Source organism: Corynebacterium sp. HMSC070H05 (assembly GCF_001837615.1).
Lineage (GTDB): Bacteria > Actinomycetota > Actinomycetes > Mycobacteriales > Mycobacteriaceae > Corynebacterium > Corynebacterium coyleae.
Map to the genome: position 1 here is coordinate 21,432 of NZ_KV833339.1, position 17,926 is coordinate 39,357.

17 protein-coding genes and 4 tRNA genes are annotated in these 17,926 nt (G+C 64.2%); 17 read left to right on the top strand and 4 right to left on the bottom strand.

Annotated elements, in window-relative coordinates; translation table 11 throughout:
- Positions 1–4 precede the first annotated feature (4 nt).
- Entirely contained in the window at positions 5–682 is a 678-nt protein-coding gene (locus tag HMPREF2617_RS07055) for a metal-dependent transcriptional regulator (protein WP_070840407.1), read from the top strand.
- Here HMPREF2617_RS07055 and HMPREF2617_RS07060 read toward each other — a convergent pair.
- From HMPREF2617_RS07060 to HMPREF2617_RS07070, 3 genes are read right to left on the bottom strand one after another with little or no spacing between them, the layout of a single operon-like run.
- Positions 583–1,506 (bottom strand): metal ABC transporter permease, encoded by a 924-nt coding sequence (locus HMPREF2617_RS07060; protein WP_070840408.1) that lies wholly within the window; start codon positions 1,504–1,506, stop codon positions 583–585. The two genes, HMPREF2617_RS07055 and HMPREF2617_RS07060, sit on opposite strands and share 100 nt — an antisense overlap.
- Positions 1,503–2,228 (bottom strand): metal ABC transporter ATP-binding protein, encoded by a 726-nt coding sequence (locus HMPREF2617_RS07065; protein WP_034997179.1) that lies wholly within the window; start codon positions 2,226–2,228, stop codon positions 1,503–1,505. Before HMPREF2617_RS07065 ends, HMPREF2617_RS07060 begins: the two co-directional genes overlap by 4 nt.
- Positions 2,225–3,145 (bottom strand): metal ABC transporter substrate-binding protein, encoded by a 921-nt coding sequence (locus HMPREF2617_RS07070; RefSeq protein WP_371325693.1) that lies wholly within the window; start codon positions 3,143–3,145, stop codon positions 2,225–2,227. The genes HMPREF2617_RS07065 and HMPREF2617_RS07070 overlap by 4 nt, the downstream gene beginning before the upstream one ends.
- A 159-nt stretch (positions 3,146–3,304) precedes the next feature.
- Here HMPREF2617_RS07070 and HMPREF2617_RS07075 point away from each other — a divergent pair, with 159 nt between their 5' ends.
- Positions 3,305–3,997 (top strand): demethylmenaquinone methyltransferase, encoded by a 693-nt coding sequence (locus tag HMPREF2617_RS07075; RefSeq protein WP_070840409.1) that lies wholly within the window; start codon positions 3,305–3,307, stop codon positions 3,995–3,997.
- A 6-nt stretch (positions 3,998–4,003) separates the two neighbouring features.
- On the opposite strand, the gene HMPREF2617_RS07080 is transcribed toward HMPREF2617_RS07075, so the two are convergent.
- Complete coding sequence (locus HMPREF2617_RS07080) at positions 4,004–5,215, bottom strand: geranylgeranyl reductase family protein (protein ID WP_210400838.1); 1,212 nt, start codon at positions 5,213–5,215, stop codon at positions 4,004–4,006.
- A 95-nt stretch (positions 5,216–5,310) separates the two neighbouring features.
- On the opposite strand from HMPREF2617_RS07080, the gene HMPREF2617_RS07085 reads away from it, so the two are divergent.
- The 15 genes from HMPREF2617_RS07085 to HMPREF2617_RS07155 all read left to right on the top strand — a co-directional run bounded on the left by HMPREF2617_RS07085 (position 5,311) and on the right by HMPREF2617_RS07155 (position 17,755).
- Positions 5,311–6,327: a polyprenyl synthetase family protein gene (locus HMPREF2617_RS07085; protein ID WP_070482131.1), complete on the top strand. Its 1,017-nt coding sequence runs from the start codon at positions 5,311–5,313 to the stop codon at positions 6,325–6,327.
- A gap of 64 nt (positions 6,328–6,391) precedes the next feature.
- Positions 6,392–6,474, top strand: a tRNA-Tyr gene (locus HMPREF2617_RS07090).
- A gap of 245 nt (positions 6,475–6,719) precedes the next feature.
- A tRNA-Thr gene (locus HMPREF2617_RS07095) sits at positions 6,720–6,792 on the top strand.
- A gap of 50 nt (positions 6,793–6,842) precedes the next feature.
- A tRNA-Met gene (locus HMPREF2617_RS07100) sits at positions 6,843–6,914 on the top strand.
- A 63-nt stretch (positions 6,915–6,977) separates the two neighbouring features.
- A tRNA-Trp gene (locus HMPREF2617_RS07105) sits at positions 6,978–7,053 on the top strand.
- A 21-nt stretch (positions 7,054–7,074) separates the two neighbouring features.
- A complete protein-coding gene (secE, locus tag HMPREF2617_RS07110) occupies positions 7,075–7,392 on the top strand; it encodes a preprotein translocase subunit SecE (RefSeq protein WP_070421763.1) in 318 nt (105 codons plus the stop codon).
- Between the two features lie 111 nt (positions 7,393–7,503).
- Complete coding sequence (gene nusG, locus HMPREF2617_RS07115; protein ID WP_070840411.1) at positions 7,504–8,391, top strand: transcription termination/antitermination protein NusG; 888 nt, start codon at positions 7,504–7,506, stop codon at positions 8,389–8,391.
- A 170-nt stretch (positions 8,392–8,561) separates the two neighbouring features.
- Positions 8,562–8,990 (top strand): 50S ribosomal protein L11, encoded by a 429-nt coding sequence (gene rplK / locus HMPREF2617_RS07120; protein ID WP_070421765.1) that lies wholly within the window; start codon positions 8,562–8,564, stop codon positions 8,988–8,990.
- A 74-nt stretch (positions 8,991–9,064) separates the two neighbouring features.
- A complete protein-coding gene (rplA, locus tag HMPREF2617_RS07125; RefSeq protein WP_070452428.1) occupies positions 9,065–9,775 on the top strand; it encodes a 50S ribosomal protein L1 in 711 nt (236 codons plus the stop codon).
- Between the two features lie 102 nt (positions 9,776–9,877).
- Complete coding sequence (locus tag HMPREF2617_RS07130) at positions 9,878–11,485, top strand: TIGR03773 family transporter-associated surface protein (RefSeq protein WP_070840412.1); 1,608 nt, start codon at positions 9,878–9,880, stop codon at positions 11,483–11,485.
- Positions 11,482–13,005: an anchored repeat ABC transporter, substrate-binding protein gene (locus HMPREF2617_RS07135; protein ID WP_070840413.1), complete on the top strand. Its 1,524-nt coding sequence runs from the start codon at positions 11,482–11,484 to the stop codon at positions 13,003–13,005. Before HMPREF2617_RS07130 ends, HMPREF2617_RS07135 begins: the two co-directional genes overlap by 4 nt.
- On the top strand, positions 13,002–13,844 hold the full coding sequence (locus HMPREF2617_RS07140) for a choice-of-anchor M domain-containing protein (protein WP_070840414.1): 843 nt from the start codon (positions 13,002–13,004) through the stop codon (positions 13,842–13,844). Before HMPREF2617_RS07135 ends, HMPREF2617_RS07140 begins: the two co-directional genes overlap by 4 nt.
- Entirely contained in the window at positions 13,841–14,584 is a 744-nt protein-coding gene (locus HMPREF2617_RS07145) for an anchored repeat-type ABC transporter ATP-binding subunit (RefSeq protein ID WP_070840415.1), read from the top strand. Before HMPREF2617_RS07140 ends, HMPREF2617_RS07145 begins: the two co-directional genes overlap by 4 nt.
- Positions 14,577–15,437: an anchored repeat-type ABC transporter permease subunit gene (locus HMPREF2617_RS07150; RefSeq protein WP_070840416.1), complete on the top strand. Its 861-nt coding sequence runs from the start codon at positions 14,577–14,579 to the stop codon at positions 15,435–15,437. Before HMPREF2617_RS07145 ends, HMPREF2617_RS07150 begins: the two co-directional genes overlap by 8 nt.
- A complete protein-coding gene (locus HMPREF2617_RS07155) occupies positions 15,434–17,755 on the top strand; it encodes a choice-of-anchor M domain-containing protein (RefSeq protein ID WP_070840417.1) in 2,322 nt (773 codons plus the stop codon). The genes HMPREF2617_RS07150 and HMPREF2617_RS07155 overlap by 4 nt, the downstream gene beginning before the upstream one ends.
- Positions 17,756–17,926: the final 171 nt, after the last annotated feature.

The window sequence follows — 17,926 nt, forward strand, 5'->3', positions numbered from 1 at the left end:
GGGCATGTCTGTCGGCGACCTGTCTACCAGCACTCAGAACTACCTCAAAGGCATTTGGGCCCTTTCGGAGTGGTCGGATGCGCCGGTGACGTCGTCGTCAGTGGCAAAGCACCTTGGGCTGCGGAAATCCACGGTGTCGGACGGGGTGCGCAAACTTGGCGAGCAGGGGCTTGTCACACACAAGCCTTACGGCACGATCGAACTGACCGAACTCGGCCACACGTATGCGGTGGCGATGATCCGCCGCCACCGTCTCATTGAAACGTTTCTGGTGGAAGCCCTCGGCTACACCTGGGACCAAGTGCACGACGAGGCGGAAAATCTCGAGCACTCCGTGAGCGACTTCATGGTCGAGCGCATCGACGCATTTCTTAACTACCCCACCCGCGACCCCCACGGTGACCCCATCCCCTCGGCCAGCGGGCGTGTCGACACCCCCGAAGCCGTCCCGCTGACCGGCGTGCAACCGGGCCAGACGGCCACGATTGAACGCATTGCCGACGACGACCCGAAACTGCTGCAATTCCTGGACAGTCACGGGCTTGTCGTCGGCGCAACCCTCGAGGTTGGGGAGGGTGCCCCTTACTCCGGCGCGGTCGCGGTGCGGCTGGCCGGTGCGGCGGAGGCGGTGCCGCTTGGCGAGGAAGCCACGGACTCCGTCTTCGTGCGCGTGGATGCGTAACGACGACCCCGCAGCACCCCATGCGGGCCGAACAGGTACACCACACCAAACACCACACCCTGTGCGAGCACGATCATGCCACCGGAGGCCGTGTCGAGGTAGTAGGAGCAGTACAGGCCCACAATCGCACATGCCGCCGACATGGTCGGGGCGATGATCAGCATCGTGCCGAACTTGTTGGTGAGCAGGTAGGCGGTCGCGCCCGGGATGATCAGCATCGCCACCACCAGGATCACGCCAACAGCCTGCAGCGCCACCACTGACGTCAGCGCCAACAGCGCGAGCAGTGCTGCACCGAGCAGGCGCGGATTCAACCCGATCGCGTGGGCGTGGGTGGGGTCGAACGCGTAGAGGGTGAAGTCGCGCCGCTTGAGCACGAGCACGGTCAACACGATCGCACCCAGGATGGCCACCTGCAGCAGGTCCCCACGAGACACACCAAGCAGGTTGCCGAAGATGATGTGGTTCAGATCCGTGTGCGAGGGGGTTACCGAAATGAGCACGAGCCCCAGCGCGAACATGGTGGTGAACACAATGCCAATGGCCGCATCCTCCTTCACCCGGGACGTATCGCGCACCAGCCCGATCAGTGCCACCGCAAGGAACCCAAACACCACCGCGCCAACGGCGAACGGCACGCCCAGAATGTAGGCCAGCACCACGCCCGGCAGGACAGCGTGGCTTACCGCATCGCCCATCAGCGACCAGCCAACCAGCACCAGCCAGCACGACAACAGCGCGCACACAACCGACGCCACTAGCGACGTTGCAAGCGCACGCATCATGAACTCGTAACCAAACGGCTCCGTAAGCAGCGCAATCATGCCGACACCCCCATTCCGAAGCCCTGCACCAAATTGTCCGGCTCTAACACCACTTCGGTCGGGGCGTGCATTAACACCCGACGGTTCAACAGCACCGTCTCCGGCGCGAGTTGCGGCAGGGCGACCAGATCGTGCGTCACCACAAAAATGGTGGTGCCTTCAGCGGCGAGGTCGCGCAACAGCTCAGTGATGGTGGCCTCGGAATGTTTGTCCACGCCGGCGAAGGGTTCGTCGAGAAGCATGATGCTCGCGCCCTGGGCGATACCGCGGGCGATGAAGGCACGCTTCTTCTGGCCACCCGAAAGCTGACCGATCTGGCGGTCTGCGAACGACTCAAGGTGGGTGCGCTCAAGCGCGCGATCCACAGCCGCAATGTCCTCCGCACGCGCGTGGCGGGTAAAGCCCATGTGGCCGTAGCGGCCCATCATGACCACATCACGCACTGTGACCGGGAACTGCCAGTCCACGTCCTCGCTCTGCGGGACGTAGCCCAGCACCTGCGTCTTGCGGGCGCGCATGGGGTCGATGCCGTTGATACGAACCGTGCCGCGATCCGGCTTGACCAACCCCATGATCGCCTTGAGTAGCGTGGATTTGCCCGCGCCGTTCATCCCGATCAGCCCACAGATACGGCCTGGTTGGACGCTCAAAGTTGCGCCGTCGAGCGCGACGACGTCGCCGTAGCGCACCGCAACATCGTCAACCGCGATTGCGGGGATCACTGCTTGCCCCCGTTCAAACCGTCGATGATCACCTTCGTGTCGTGGCGAATCAGATCCAGGTAGGTCGGCACCGGACCGTTTTCCTCAGAAAGCGAATCGACGTAGAGGGTGCCGCCGTACTCCGCGCCGGTGGCCTTCACGACCTGCATCATCGGGGCGTTAGAGACTGTGGATTCGCAGAACACCGCTGGGACGTTGTTTTCCTTCACAAACTCGATCGCGCCGGCGATCTGCTGCGGGGTGGCTTCCTGCTCAGCATTGACTGGCCAGATGTAGCGCTCAGTTAGCTTCGCGTCGCGGGCCAGGTAGGAGAACGCGCCCTCACAGGTCACCAAGGCACGCTGCTTGTCGGGGACGGCGGCGAGCTTGGTCTCCAGCTCGTCTTGCACAGCCTGCAGTTCGTTTTTGTATTTCTCGCCGTTGGCCTTGAAGTCTGCGGCGTGTTCCGGGTCGAGTTCGCTGAACGCGTCAACGATGTTGTCCACGTACTTCTGCACGTTCACCGGGCTCATCCACGCGTGCGGATTGGGCTTGCCGGCGTAGGCGTCCTCGGCGATGTCGATCGGCTCGACACCCTCGCTGACCACGGCGTGCGGCACATCCAGATCGGCGACAAACTGGGCGAACCAATTCTCCAGGTTCATGCCGTTATCCAAAATCAGGTCCGCGTCGGCGGCACGAGAAATGTCGCCGGGGGTGGGCTCGTAGCCGTGGATCTCCGCACCAGGCTTGGTGATGGATTCCACCTTGAGGTGATCGCCCGCAACGTTCGCGGCGATGTCCTGGATCACGGTGAACGTTGTGAGCACGACAGGGGTGTCTTTGCCGCCTGCTGCATCAGTGCTTTCTTCAGAGCAGCTCGCCAGGCCGAGGGAGAGAGCAGCCGTAGCGACGAGCGCAAGCACTTTGGTTTTCATCATGTCGTTCCTTTGCGTTGGGAGCGTGGAGGGGAGCAGGCAATCTGTGTGCCCACGCTGGCGAATAATAAAGTTCGGTATGCCGAACTGGCAAGTGGCGTAAGGGCGTACAGCCTACTTTTGTGGGTGGCGAAGTAGACCGAAGTAGACTGACCAACCATGGCCAAGGCGGATCTGGAGAAAAAGCCCTTCGACGTTGCTGGAATGTTCGACGACGTGGGCAAGAACTACGACAAGACCAACACCGTGTTGTCGTTCGGGCTGGACAAATACTGGCGACGACGCACCCGCGAACGCCTCGAACTCAAACCAGGGGAGAAGGTGCTCGACCTCGCCGCCGGCACCGCCGTATCCACCGTCGAGTTAGGTAAATCCGGCGCGTGGGTCGTAGCGTGCGACTTCTCCCAGGGCATGCTGGCCGCCGGCCAGGACCGCGACGTACCCAAGGTGGTTGGTGATGCGATGTACCTTCCGTTTGCCGACAACACCTTCGACGCGGTGACCATCTCCTACGGCCTGCGCAACGTCCACGATTTCGAGGCCGGCTTGCGCGAAATGGCGCGTGTGACCAAGCCCGGCGGGCGCCTTGTGGTCAACGAGTTCTCCACCCCCGTCATCCCAGGATTCCGCACCGTGTACAAGGAATACCTGCCACGTGCTGTGCCGGCGCTGGCCAAGGTATTTTCCTCCAACGCGGAGGCCTACGAGTACCTTGCGGAATCCATCCGCGCATGGCCCAACCAGGAGGAGCTTGCCGCGGCGATCAACGCCAACGGTTGGGAAGACGCCGGCTGGCAAGATCTCACCGCCGGCATCGTGGCGCTCCACAGCGCCGTCAAGCCGCTCGACTAAGCCGCGCTAAGCGACGTCCCAGAGCGGGGCGTTCTTCGGCACCACGCGACCTGCCGCGCGCCACAGTCGTGCGACCAGGTCGCGGTCGTCTTCCTGCACCAGGTTGCCCATCAGGCGCGCCGCTGCAGGCATGAGGTAGCGCCCGCCCAAACCGCGCAGCGCCACCGGGCCAGCCAGCGGTAGGAACTGCGGGTAGGTCAGGAGACGGGCGAGGGTGCGCGCCAGCGTAAACGCGTCGCCGTAGTGGCTGCGCAGCAACGCCGGCCACGCAAGCGTGAGGTCGCCACCCGCGTTGATCAACTCGACCGCCAGTACTGCGGTTTCCAGCCCGTAGTCGATGCCCTCGCCGTTGAGCGGGTTCACGCACGCGGCGGCGTCGCCGATAAGCACCCAGTTCGGGCCGGCCACGTTGGACACCGCCCCGCCCATCGGCAGCAGCGCAGAGGTAACGGCCTGCTCCGGGCCGAGGCTCCACGCCTCGCGCTGCTGTGCGGCATAGTCGGCGAGCAACTTCTTCGTGTTCACCTTCGCCGGGCGCGCATCGGTGGATAAGGCTCCGCAGCCGAGGTTCACGGTGCCGTTGCCAAGCGGGAAGATCCAGCCGTAACCAGGCTGAATCACGCCATCCGCGTCGCGCAGCTCCACGTGCGAATGCATCCACGGCTCATCCGAAAACGGCGAATCGCAATACGAGCGTGCCGCAATCCCGAATACCTCCCCTTTGTGCCACTCGCGACCCAGTTTCTTGCCAAAGGGGGAGCGCACGCCGTCGGCAACCACGACCCACTTCGCGCGTACCGAGCCCTGATCCGTCTTCACAGCACTGATCGCGCCACCGGAAAACTCCACACCCGTCGCGGCGCAGTTCTGGCGGATGGTGGCGCCGGCGGTGCGGGCTTCGTCGACAAGCATTGCGTCAAACACCGTCCGAGGAGCCGCAGAGCCTTCACCGCGCGGCCAAGGCGCCTCGACGTCGCCGCCGTAGCCGTGCAACTTCAACCCCTTGTTGCGATACGCGGGTACCTCCAGATTGAGTGCCTCGAGCGTCTCCACCGCACGCGGGGTCAACCCATCGCCGCAAGTTTTGTCGCGGCCGGGACCCTGGACGTCGAGAAGCAAAGTCTGCAAACCCGAACGCTGCGCCGCAATCGCCGCCGCCGAACCAGCCGGTCCAGCACCCACAACCACAAGGTCGAAATACTCAGTCACGCAACTGATTGTGCCAGCGCCACCCACTGCTACAGAACCAAGGGCAAGTGGGCTACGGTAGGTGCGTTATCCATGTGCCCCTCCAACCTGCAAGGACGTTATCGATGACGTACGGCACCACCCCGTCACCCCGCCACGGATTCAAGATTGACCTTGGCGACGACGCACTCAACACCCGGCTCAACACCGGGCTAGAAGCGGTGGAGGACCTCCTCATGGCCGAACTTTCACGCGGCGAAAAGTTCCTCACCGACAAAGTCACCCACCTCGCCGCAGCCGGCGGCAAACGCTTCCGCCCCATGATGGCGCTGCTGTGCGCCGAGTTTGGCCCCAACCCGCGCGCCCAAAACGTAATCAACGGCGCCACCGTCACCGAAATGGTGCACCTGGCCACGCTGTATCACGACGACGTCATGGACGAAGCTGAACGCCGCCGCGGCGTTGAGTCCGCCAACGCGCGCTGGAGCAACACCGTCGCCATCCTTGCAGGCGACATCCTGTTTGCCCACGCCTCACGCCTGATGGGCCGAATGGACCTGGCCACCGTCGAGCACTTCGCCGACACCTTCGAGGAACTGGTCACCGGCCAGATGCGCGAAACCGTCGGCGCACAAGGCACCAACCCGGTTGAGCACTACCTGAAGGTCATCGACGAGAAAACCGGCGTGCTCATCGCGTCCGCCGCCTACCTGGGCGCGCGGCACTCCGGCGCGTCCGACGAGGTGGTCCAGCGTTGCGCGCGCATCGGCGACGCCGTGGGCATGGTGTTCCAGATCGTCGACGACATCATTGACATTTTCTCCGACCCCGAACAATCCGGAAAGACCCCAGGCACCGACCTGCGCGAAGGCGTATTCACCCTGCCAGTGCTCTACGCGCTCGAAGAGGACTCCGAGGCCGGCGAAGCCCTTCGAGGGCTCCTCACGGGCCCGCTTACCGACGACGCCGACGTCACCCGCGCCCTCGACCTCCTGGGCCAGACACGCGGCCGTGAACGCGCCCTCGAGACCGCTCGCAGATACCTGGACACCGTCGAGCGCGAACTCGACGAGTTGCCCGACATTCCCGCCCGCGAAGCGCTGCGCACCATGACACGTCTCACCGTCGAACGCGTAGGATAACCAGGCGATTTGCCTACATTGCGGTGGCGTGATGTAAGGTAATCCCCGCACTTCAAACGTGCACGCCAGGTTGCCCGAGCGGCCAAAGGGAGCGGACTGTAAATCCGCCGGCATTCGCCTTCAGAAGTTCGAATCTTCTACCTGGCACAGGCACACCCCGCCGATCCCCATCACGGATCGGCGGGGTTTTCGCTGTGCGGTGCTGTGGTTCTGCGGCTGCAGGGCGGTAGGGAGTGATGGCCTATGGCGTAGGTTATGGAGCGGTTTATGTCGTCGATAAGCATGTGCAAAAACATGGGATGTACTGGCGATTTGTGTTTATAAACGATATCGGGTTAATCTTCTCAAGGCTTCAACGGAGCGGGTCGCAAGATCCACAACAAAGAGGCTGTGCCCCCTTAGCTCAGTCGGCAGAGCGTTTCCATGGTAAGGAAAAGGTCGACAGTTCGATTCTGTCAGGGGGCTCTGTTGTTTGCTGGGGTCCTTGCACTTCGTGCGAGCGTCAGTGAACACATGGCGGTGTAGCTCAGTGGTAGAGCAAGCGACTCATAATCGCTGTGTCGAGAGTTCAATTCTCTCCATCGCTACTCACCTCAAACGGACGCCACAAGCGCCCGTGGTAGGGTTAGGCGCACCGAATAAGGTGCCCTAGGGGCGTGGCGCAATTGGTAGCGCAACGGTCTCCAAAACCGTAGGTTGCAGGTTCGAGTCCTGTCGCCCCTGCCAAAACAACCTGGAGGAGTTTTCGTGACTAACCCCAACGGTCAGAATGCCGCACAGCCAACCGGCAAGCGCCAACTGCGAGGGGTCTCGCCCGTGTCCTCCGACGGGTACGAAGCAAAGCGCACCCCCGTCAATGCCGACGAGGCCGAGGAAAAGACCACCAGCATCGCAACCTTCCCGGGCGAAGTCGTCTCCGAGATGAGCAAAGTCATCTGGCCGACCGGCAAGCAGATGCTGAACTACACGCTGATCACATTCGCGTTCCTCATCGTGCTCACCATCCTCGTCTGGGGCACCGACACCCTCGCTTCCATGGGGATTCGCTGGATTCTCATCCGATAAGTACAATTTCACGCGTAACGTTTCCCGCCTCCTCGAACACCGAGGGAAGGCGGGATACTTTTTGCCCCGGTAACCTTGGGGCACACCCGCGAACATACGAGGAGAACAACCATGACTGAGGTAAACGAGGACGTCAACGGCGCGATCGAAAACAACGAGCAGGAAATGATCGGCGAAGGCGCGCCCGTCGACCCCTCCACCGACCCGGTCATCCACGGCGACTCCGACCCGGCCGGCACCAACGAGCAGGATGACAACGCCGAGGCGACCGAGGGCGCGGAAGCGCCGGAGGCAGAGGGCGCTGAGGCCGCGGAGGGCGTTGAGGCCCAGGACGCTGAGGCTACGTCCGACTTCGACGCTGAATACCGCAAGCGCCTGCGCGAGTACACCCGCGAACTGAAGAAGCAGCCGGGCGAGTGGTACATCATCCAGTCCTACTCCGGCTACGAAAACAAGGTGAAGACCAACCTGGAGATGCGTAGCCAGACCCTCGAGGTCGAAGACTCCATCTACGAGGTCGTCGTGCCTGTCGAGCAGGCGCTGGAGAAGAACAAGGACGGCAAGAACAAGCTGGTCAAGCGCAAGCTCCTGCCGGGCTACGTCCTCGTGCGCATGGACATGAACGACGCCGCATGGTCCGTGGTGCGTGAAACCCCGGGCGTGACCTCGTTCGTCGGTAATGAGGGCAATGCCACCCCGGTGAAGCACCGCGACGTCGCCAAGTTCCTGCTGCCGAAGTCCGCCGCGGCCGGCGCGAAGCCGCAGGTCGACGCCGAGGGCGACACCGTTGTGCCGTCGGCGGAGGAGGCGCCGAACAAGGTCACCCACGACTACAAGGTCGGCGAGGCCGTCACCATCCTCTCCGGTGCACTGGCGTCCGTGTCCGCCACCATCAACGCCATCGACCCGGAGACCGGCAAGATCGAGGCGCTCGTGTCCATCTTCGGCCGCGAGACCCCAGTCGAGCTGACCGCCGATCAGATCGAGCGCATCATGTAAGCGCATTTTGCTTATCGACGACGCCCTGGCGTAACCTATCTCGTCGCGTGTGTTTTGCGCACACGCGACGTTTTCGTTTTCTCATCCCCGGTGGCTGGGAAAAACCCGGCATCCGGAAGCCTTACCGCTGTTCATCGCGGTGGCGAGGCTGTAACTAGGAGGTAATTGCGATGGCTAAGAAGAAGGTCACTGGCCTGATCAAGCTTCAGATCGAAGCTGGTATGGCAAACCCGGCCCCGCCGGTCGGTCCGGCACTTGGTGCACACGGTGTCAACATCGTTGAGTTCACCAAGGCATACAACGCTGCGACCGAATCCATGCGCGGCAACATTGTCCCGGTGGAGATCACGGTCTACGAAGACCGCTCCTTCGACTTCATCCTGAAGTCCCCGCCGGCTGCATCCCTGCTGCTGAAGGCTGCAGGCCTGCAGAAGGGCTCCGGCGTTCCGCACACTGACAAGGTTGGCAAGGTCACCTGGGAGCAGTGCAAGGAAATCGCCGAGACCAAGAAGAACGACCTCAACGCCCGCGACATCGAGGCTGGCGCCGCGATCATCGCTGGTACCGCACGTTCGATGGGTATTGACGTCGAGAAGTAAAGCGCACCTCGTCGCTTTACGTGGAAGGGCCTTCAGCCAGGCCCGCCAACCACAACTCCTGAAAGGAATCAAACATGGCTAAGAAGTCCAAGCGTTACATTGAGCAGCTCGCCAAGGTGGACCGCGACGCGTTCTACCACCCGCTGGATGCGGTGACCCTGGCAAAGGAGACCGCTTCCGACAAGTACGACGCAACCATCGACGTTGCGATGCGTCTGTCCGTCGACCCGCGCAAGGCTGACCAGCTGGTCCGCGGCACCGTCAACCTGCCGCACGGCACCGGTAAGACCGTCCGCGTCGCAGTCTTCGCTGAGGGCGAGAACGCCACCAAGGCGAAGGAAGCAGGCGCTGACATCGTCGGCACCGACGAGCTCATCGAGCAGATCAACGCTGGCCAGCTCGACTTCGACGTGGCTATCGCTACGCCGGACCAGATGGCTAAGGTCGGCCGCGTTGCTCGCGTGCTCGGCCCGCGTGGTCTGATGCCGAACCCGAAGACCGGTACGGTCACCCCGGACGTCGCTAAGGCGATCCAGGACTCCAAGGGCGGCAAGATTGCCTTCCGCGTGGACAAGGCATCGAACCTGCACGCAATCATCGGTAAGGCTTCCTTCACCCCGGAGCAGCTCGCTGAGAACTACGGCGCGCTTCTCGACGAGGTCGTTCGCCTCAAGCCGTCTTCCGCCAAGGGTGTCTACCTGAAGAAGATCACCGTGTCCGCAACCCAGGGCCCGGGCGTTCCGGTTGATACCTCTGTGGAGAAGGACTACGCCAAGAAGGCATAGTCTTCCCGCAACGATTTCGCGCCTCGGTGGTTCACCGGGGCGCTTTTTCGTGTCTGGGGGTAGTGCTTTGTCGCAACGCTTAATGGAAGTAGTATTCGTTAAGTGTTGAAAACGGTTACCAATAGTCTTGTGGTTGTCTGCCTCGCCGCCTTGCTCACCCTGTTGACGTGTGGCGTGGCACTGGCGGATCCCGCCCGTTTTGATCGGGGCCACATCGATGTCTTCAACGTCACCGCCGACGGTGGCAGCCTGACTTTGGACCTGCAGGAGGACGTCACCGGCTCCCACGTGCGCCGCGCACCCGAGGATGTCGATTTGGTTGTCGGCGAGGCGGCCTACACCGACGAAACCGCCAACGTCCCAGAGATCGGCGAGCCCGGCTACCTGCTGCCACAGACCCAACGTGCCGACCTGCTGTGGCCCGGGTGGGACACCCAGGGCGTGCGCGAAGGTGGCTTCGGTCGCGTCGACATCGAGTTCCGCGAGGTCTCCGGGCCAGGATCCGTCTACCTGTTCCAGACGGGAAGCTTCGGCTCCTTCCAACCCGTGCTTGATAGCGACCAGCCGCAGCTCTCCTCAGGATCCCGCATTGTTCAGGACGACCCGTCCCACGTCCACGCGAACTGGCTGTTCACCCAGCCGGGGGTGTACACCATGAAGGTTGTGGCAACCGCGGACGGCGCAGAGTCCAACGAGGCGGTGTACACGTGGCACGTCGGCGACGCCAGCGCCGAGACCGGTACAGACCGCGCCAGCGCCGAAACCAAGGCCGACACGAGCACCGGCACGTCCCACAACGACGCAAACAGCAACGCCGCAGCCAACAGCGCAGACTCGGTTTCGAAGTCTGTTGCTTCCAAGCCGGCAGCCCAGAAATCTGCGCCCGCAGCCCCAGCAGCACCTGCGGCCAAGCCGGCGCCCGCCACCACCTCAGCAGCGGCGAAGAAGTGCACACCCGCGCTGCGCCCGATGATCAAGGACGACCGCAACGTGCCCGCCACCTGGAAGCGTCCGGAAGACCTTGTGTTCGGGCTTGGCAACGCGGCGGAGGCGGACCTACCCCAGGCGGTCGGCCCAGTGCCTGCCGGCAAGGCGTGGATGATTGGTGCGACACAGCAGGACAATGTGCCGTGGCTGGGTGCGAACACGCAGCACGAGTCGCTCATTGAACACACCACCGGCGAGGTCACCTGGGAAGTAACAAACTTCAACGGCCCCGGCCCAATGACCGTGTTCACCCAGGGCGGCCTGGGGCAAGTGGTGGGCGAGGAGTGGTTCACCGCAGAGAATGGTCGCGGCTCCGGCAGCCACACGATCCCGGCGAACTCGCACGTGCACCCCAATTGGGTGTTCGGGGCACCCGGCACGTACAAGGTGACCATCCGTCAGACCGCCACCACAAAAGGCGGGGAGAAGGTCTCCGGCGAGGCCACGCTGACGTTCAATGTCGGCGAGACCGGCAACGCCGATAGCGGCCACTTCGATTTCGGCTCCATGTTTGACCCAGAAGGCAGCTGCAGCGCCGGAGCTGCAACGGCACAAGGCAGCGACGCCGCACGCTCAGGTGACCTCGCAGAGACCGGCACCACAGTGATGACCGTGCCGTTCGCCATCCTGGGCCTCGGCGTCGCGGTGTTCGGCGCGGCGATGTGCACGTTGGACACTGCCTTGCGACGCCGCCTGATCGCCCTCGCAGGAGCCTCGAAGTGAAGCGCGCCAAAGCTATAGCGGCCCTCGGGTTGGTTGCGGGTCTGGTGGGCTGCGCGCAGGCGGACGGTGCGGTGGATGATGGCCGGTTGCGTGTGGTGGCGTCGACAAGCATTCTCGCGGATGTCGTGCAGAATGTCGCCGGCGATGCCGCTGACGTCACCCCGTTGATGCGTCGCGGCGCCGACCCGCACTCGTATGAGCCGACCCTGCACGCCACGCGCGACATTGCCTATGCGGACGCCGTGTTCACCAACGGGCTGTTGCTGGAGCCGCAAGCATTGAGCCGCACGATCGAGTCGACGGCGCGACCCGACGCGCGTGTGGTGGCGCTCGCCGAGCAGACGCAGCGCTACGGCTACGCCCCGATCCCGCTGGTCGAGGACGCGAGCTTGGACACCGTGTGGTTGGGCCTGCGGTTCGAGGGTGACCTCCCCGCCACCGCCGTCACCGAGCTTTCGCTTGTCGACGCCACCGGCCCCGGCAAAGCTTTCGCCTTCATCCTCGGCACGTTTGGCACACCTGAGTTGCTCTTCGACTCCGACGGCGGCTCGACCATGCTGCCGTCGGGTGCGCACACGCACGTGAGTTGGGCCTTTTCGGCGCCAGGTGTGTACGAGTTGCGGCTGCGCGCGTCGGTGCGCGACGCGGTCGATGCGCCAGAGCGCAGCTCCGCCGAGCAAACCGTGACGGTGGTTGTCGGCCAGGACCCGGCGCAGGTCGCGCCTGGGAAGGTGGCGATCGAGCATGGTCACGTGGACATCGCCACGCTTGTCGACGACACCACCACCCACCTGACGCTTCGCACCGACGACCACAGCCACCCCGGCCACACCGACATCAACCCCGCCGATGCCGTCGTTGTCGTACCCACAACCACCCTGCAGCCGATCCCGCCACAGCGCGAGTTCCGCTTCCTCGGCAACCCGGACGATGAGACCTACCTGCTGCCGCAGGCGGTACTCGGCCGTCACGTGCACGGCGAGCTAGACCCGCACATCTGGCACGACCCGGCCGCGATGAAAGCGGTGGTTGACGTGGTGCGCGACGAACTGTCCGCCATCGACCCGTCACGCGCCAGCCAGTTCGCGGACAACGCCAAGCGCTACCAGTCGCTTCTCGACGACACCGACCGCACCGTCCGCGCCATGTACGACTCCATCCCTGAAACGAACCGCAACCTGGTCACCACCCACCACGGCTACGCCTACCTCGGCCGCGCCTACGGGCTGCGCATCGCAGGCTTTGTCACCCCGAACCCGAGCGTGGAGCCGAGCCCCCGCGACCTGCTGGCACTCTCGCGCACCTTGGACAACCTCGACGTGCCGGCCGTGTTCGTCGAGTACGGCAGCGAACAAGAAACGCCTGTGCTCACCCAAACGGCCGCCCAGCGCGGGGTGCGGGTGTGCCCGATTTGGGGCGACTCCCTCGACCCGCCCGGGCAAGGGCCGGCGCAAACGTATGTGGACTTTGTGATGGCCAATGGGTCGTCGATTAGTAACTGCTTGAAAGGACAACAATGAAGAAAATCCCAGCCCTCATCACCGCCGCCATGATCGCGGCCGCACCCGCCGCAACCGCCCAGGTGCAAGACAACAACCCCGCCCTGCAGCAAGTCGTTGACGCCAACGAAGCGATCGCCCCGGAAGGGGAGCGCACCGTCATCGACGCAGGCCACGTCGACCTCGGCCCCATGTTCGTGGACGACAAACTGCAATTCCTCGTTCGCGACGACACCCACGAACCCGCCATGTGGCGCCACCTCAACGACGTCGTCTTCGCCGTCGGCGACGCCGCCAAGCAAACCCTGCCCGACACCAACGACTTCGACTTCACCGGCGCCAAACCAGGCTCCGACGTATGGGTCGTGCCCCAAACCGAAGTCGCAGGCGTGCCATGGCTGGGCTGGAACTCCCAAGCCCCCTCGCTGCTCGAGCGCTCCACGTCCGGCATGAGCCTCGAATTCGCCGGCCACGACGGCCCTGGCGACTTCTCCCTCTTCGTCCAACCCGGCGGCTTCCACGAACCGCAGCAACTGTGGAACTCCCGCACCGAAGGCGATCAATCCATGTGGGTCGAACCCAACACCCACACCCACGCCAACTGGGTGTTCACCGAGCCGGGCGTGCACCTGATCAAGGTGCGCGCGAAGGTGGAGGACACTGACGGCCAGGTGCACACCGACGAGCAGGTGCTGCGCCTTGCGGTCGGCGTTGACCCGCAGGAGGCGTTCGACGCGGAGTTTGAAGGCGCTGGTGGGGAAGGGGCGTCGTCGTCAAGCAATGCGCTGTGGTTTGTGGGCTTGGGCGTGCTCGTCCTGGCGCTGGTGGCGCTCGTGGTGGTGCGGGGGCGTCGCAAGTGATCACCGTCCGCGACCTTTCAGTGTCCTACCCCGGCCGCGACGTCTTTCAAGGCGTGGACGTCTCGTTCAACGGCGGCGAATTCACCGGCCTGCTCGGCCCCAACGGCGCCGGCAAAACGACGCTCATGCGCGGGATGCTCGGGCTCGTACCCGCCACTGGCACTGTTGAAACAACCGGCCGTCCGATCCGCGACATCGTCGGCTACGTGCCTCAACGCCATAACGTCGCGTGGGATTTCCCCATCGACGTCTACACCGCAACCCTCAACGCCACCCTGGGTACGCGCCCGTGGTTCCGTCGCGCCAGCGAACGCGACCGCATCTTCGCGCGACGCGCCCTGGAGATGGTGAACCTCGCCGACCTCGCCGGACGTCCCATCAGTGACCTCTCCGGCGGCCAGCGCCAACGCGTGCTCATTGCGCGCGCGCTGGTGCGTCGCCCACGCATGCTGCTTCTCGACGAACCCTTCACCGGCCTCGACATCCCCACCACGGAGCAGTTACTTGGCCTGTTTCGTGGGCTCGTCGATAAGGGCCTCGGCGTTGTCATGTCCACCCACAACATCGTCGAAGCCATCGACTCTTGCGACCGCCTCATCCTGTTCAACGGCGGCATCGTCGCGGACGGTCCGACGCACATGCTTAACGACGACACCCCCTGGATGCACACCTTCTCCGTCCGACCAGATTCGCCGTGGCTGCGAGGGGTGCGCACACACCTGGAGGCCACCCATGCCTGAGATTTCCTTCCTGCAATTCCTCGCCGACATGGCAAACCCACAACTCGCGTTTCTGCCACGCGCGCTGGCCGCCGCCGTCATCGCCGCAGTGCTGTGCGCGGTAGTCGGGTGCTTCGTAGTGCTACGTGGCATGGCGTTCATCGGCGACGCCGTCGCCCACGCGGTGTTTCCCGGCATCGCCGTCGCCTTCGCGCTTCACACGTCCGTGCTGCTCGGCGGCGCGGTGGCAGGTGCGTTGGTGGCGGTGCTGATCGCGGTGATGTCGCAACGCCGCACCATTAAAGAAGACTCCGTGATCGGCATCGTGTTCACCGCAGCGTTTGCCATCGGCCTGGTGATCATCTCGCGCGTCGAGGGGTACACCGCCTCCGTGAGCTCGTTTTTGTTCGGCTCGCTCACCGGCGTTGGCGTGCGCGAGCTGGTGGTCAACGCGGTCGCCGGCGCGATCATCGTCGCCATCGTGGTCGTTCTGCGCCCGTGGCTGACCGCCGTCGCCCTGGACCGCGAAACCGCCCGTGCCATGAACCTGCCCGTCGCCGCGCTGGATCTTGCGCTGTATCTGAGCGTGACGTTCGCCGTTGTGCTCGCCGTACAGACCGTGGGCAACATCCTGGTCGTCGCACTGCTGATCACCCCGGCTGCCGCCGCGCGCCTGTTCACCGACCGGCTCGACACGATGATGCTCATCGCCGCCGCATTCGGCGTGGTTGGCAGCGTCCTGGGCGTGTGGCTGGCGTGGGCCTACGATTCCCCAACCGGGGCGACGATCGTCCTTTCCGTCACCGCCCTGTTCGCACTGAGCTGGCTGTTCGCGCCGCGCCGCGGAGTGTTCGCGAAGGTGGTGCGGGCATGAAGTTGAACCGACTTGTGACGCTGGTCGTCGCTACGCTTGCGTTTGCTGTGGCACCACTGGCGCAGGCGAGCAGCGAGCACAAACCCGGCGACCCCGGCCACAGCGTGACCCTCGACGCGGACGTCGACCACCCGTGCGCCGGCCGCAAACTGCTCTACCACTCCCACAACGACGCCCTCTACGGCACGCGCTCCGGCGGCAAGCTAGCGGTGATGGCGGTCGACGGCCAACAGGTCACCTCCCAGGACTCCGTGTGCTTCCGCCTCGCCCCAGACGCGGACGCCGACGGCAACGACCTGTCCAAACTCACCATCCCCGACGACGGCACCCTCGACTTCCTCGGCCCCCGCGGCAGCGAAGTCTGGGCAGCGCCGCAAAGCGTGGACTGGACCGACAACTGGCGCCCCATCTGGTCGGGCCTCGGCGCATTCGACCCCGCCCACGAACTCGACCCCACGTCGATCCCCACCAACTTCAAAGACGACGTCATGCACTTCGACCTCGTCGACATGGATGCGCCCGGCGACATCAACGTCATGTTCACCAGCCGCGTCTACGAACCGGAGCGACTGTTCGACTCCTCCAACCCAGACATGCGCACCATCACCTACGAAGTCGGCGGCCACGGCCACTTCACCTGGACGTTTTCCAAACCAGGCATCTACGCGCTGACGTGGCAAGGCCGAGCCGAGCGTACCGACGGCACCACCGAACGCTCCGAACCCATCACCCAATACTGGCTTGTCGGCGACGACGCCACCGTCGGCCTGCCCGAAGGCACCACCACGGGGCTGCGCACCCCAAAATCGGCATCGACACCCACTGACGCGCAACCGACCACGTCGGTGACCACCACGGTGGCTCCGACCTCCACCCAGGCCTCCACGTCGGCGCAGCCAACTACCACCGCGACCACCACGTCGGCGCAGCCAACTACCACCGCGCCAACTCCTGCGCCGACACCGACCTCGCCAAAGGCCTCCACGTCGGCTAGCACGTCAGCGCAGCCAACCAGCACGCAGCCCAAGCCGGCACCAGGTACCTCCACACCCAACGCCGCAGCGAAGGAGCGCGCGCTGATCAAGGCGGGTCATATGGATATGGCCTTGGTGGGGGAGGGGTCGTCGTTAAGCACAGTGCTCATTGATGATTCCGACCCCCTCCACCCGGCGCACCGACCCTCCGGCAGCTTCATCTTCGCCGTGCCCGACAGTGCGCGCACCGACCTGCCCGATAGCGTGCGCGACAGCTTCCCCGGAAGTCCGTCGCAGATGTGGATCCTGCCGCAAGCACAGGACAAGAACCTGCCATGGCTGGGCTTTTCCACCACGGGAGTGTCCGCGAGCGCGATTGAGGAAGGCAGCCGGATCACGGTAAGCATGCGCGACGTCACCGGCCCGGGCCGCCTGATGACATGGCACGAGGATCTGCGAGGCCTGCGCATCGAACTAGACTCGGGCGACCCGTCCAAAACGCTCCAATACCCGGTTAACGCCCACGACCACCAGGGCTTTGGGTTCACCGAGCCGGGCATCTACACGGCGACGTTCGTGTATTCCGGCACCACGCGTGACGGTGAGGCGTTTGAAAAGGAACTCGTCGCAACGTTTGCAGTTGGCGACGACGCCATCACCAACGCCCCAACCAATCCCGACGACACCGATAACGCAAGCAACACGGGCAACGCGGGCAAAAGCCTGAACGTCCCGCAGGCATTGGCGGCGGGACTGCGGCAGGTGGAGAAGGAGCTCAAGAAGTTTGGCGACGCCATCGCGCCAGCCGCAAAACCGTCCACGAAGCCGTCTGCGCAGGCGACCACACAGCGGGCGACACGGCCGACGACACGGCCGAGCAACCAGGCAACTTCTCGCCCCTCGCGCACCGCTGCACCTGCGGCCCCGGCAACCACTGCCCAGTCGGCCCGGTCGGCCCAGTCGGCTCGATCGGTGAGTACTGCGCGTGCTGCACAGGCTGCACCTCGCAGTCAGGCGGCGGCTCAATCCACGGCGAAGCAGTCTCCGACGAGGCGTGCGCAGGCAAGCCGTGCAGCGTCATCGCAACTATCGACGAGCACTAGCGCCCCCGCCACAACCTCCGCCCCTTCGCCGGAGCCCTCACCTGAGTCTGCACCCGATGCTTCGGGCAGCGGGATTCATGCCGCGCAGCCCGTCGAAGGCACGAGCAACTCCGCGACGGCCGGCGGCTTCTGGGCTGGCCTCGCGATTGGTGTTGGCATCATGGCGCTCATCGGCGGCGCAGTACTGTTTGTTGCCGCGCTGAAATTGCTCCGTCGCGCTGAGCGGCACGACGAGCACTAGCCGAAGAGTTGGTCCATTGCCCCGCGGTTGGTGTTTTTCACCGGGTAGCCGCGGGGCGAAATCCATACCGGGGCACCCCGCACCATGACGATCCGGCCCCGTTTCTTACGCCACGGGTCATCATCATTGACCCGGTTGTGATACCTGCATAGCGGCGCAAGGTTGCCAATA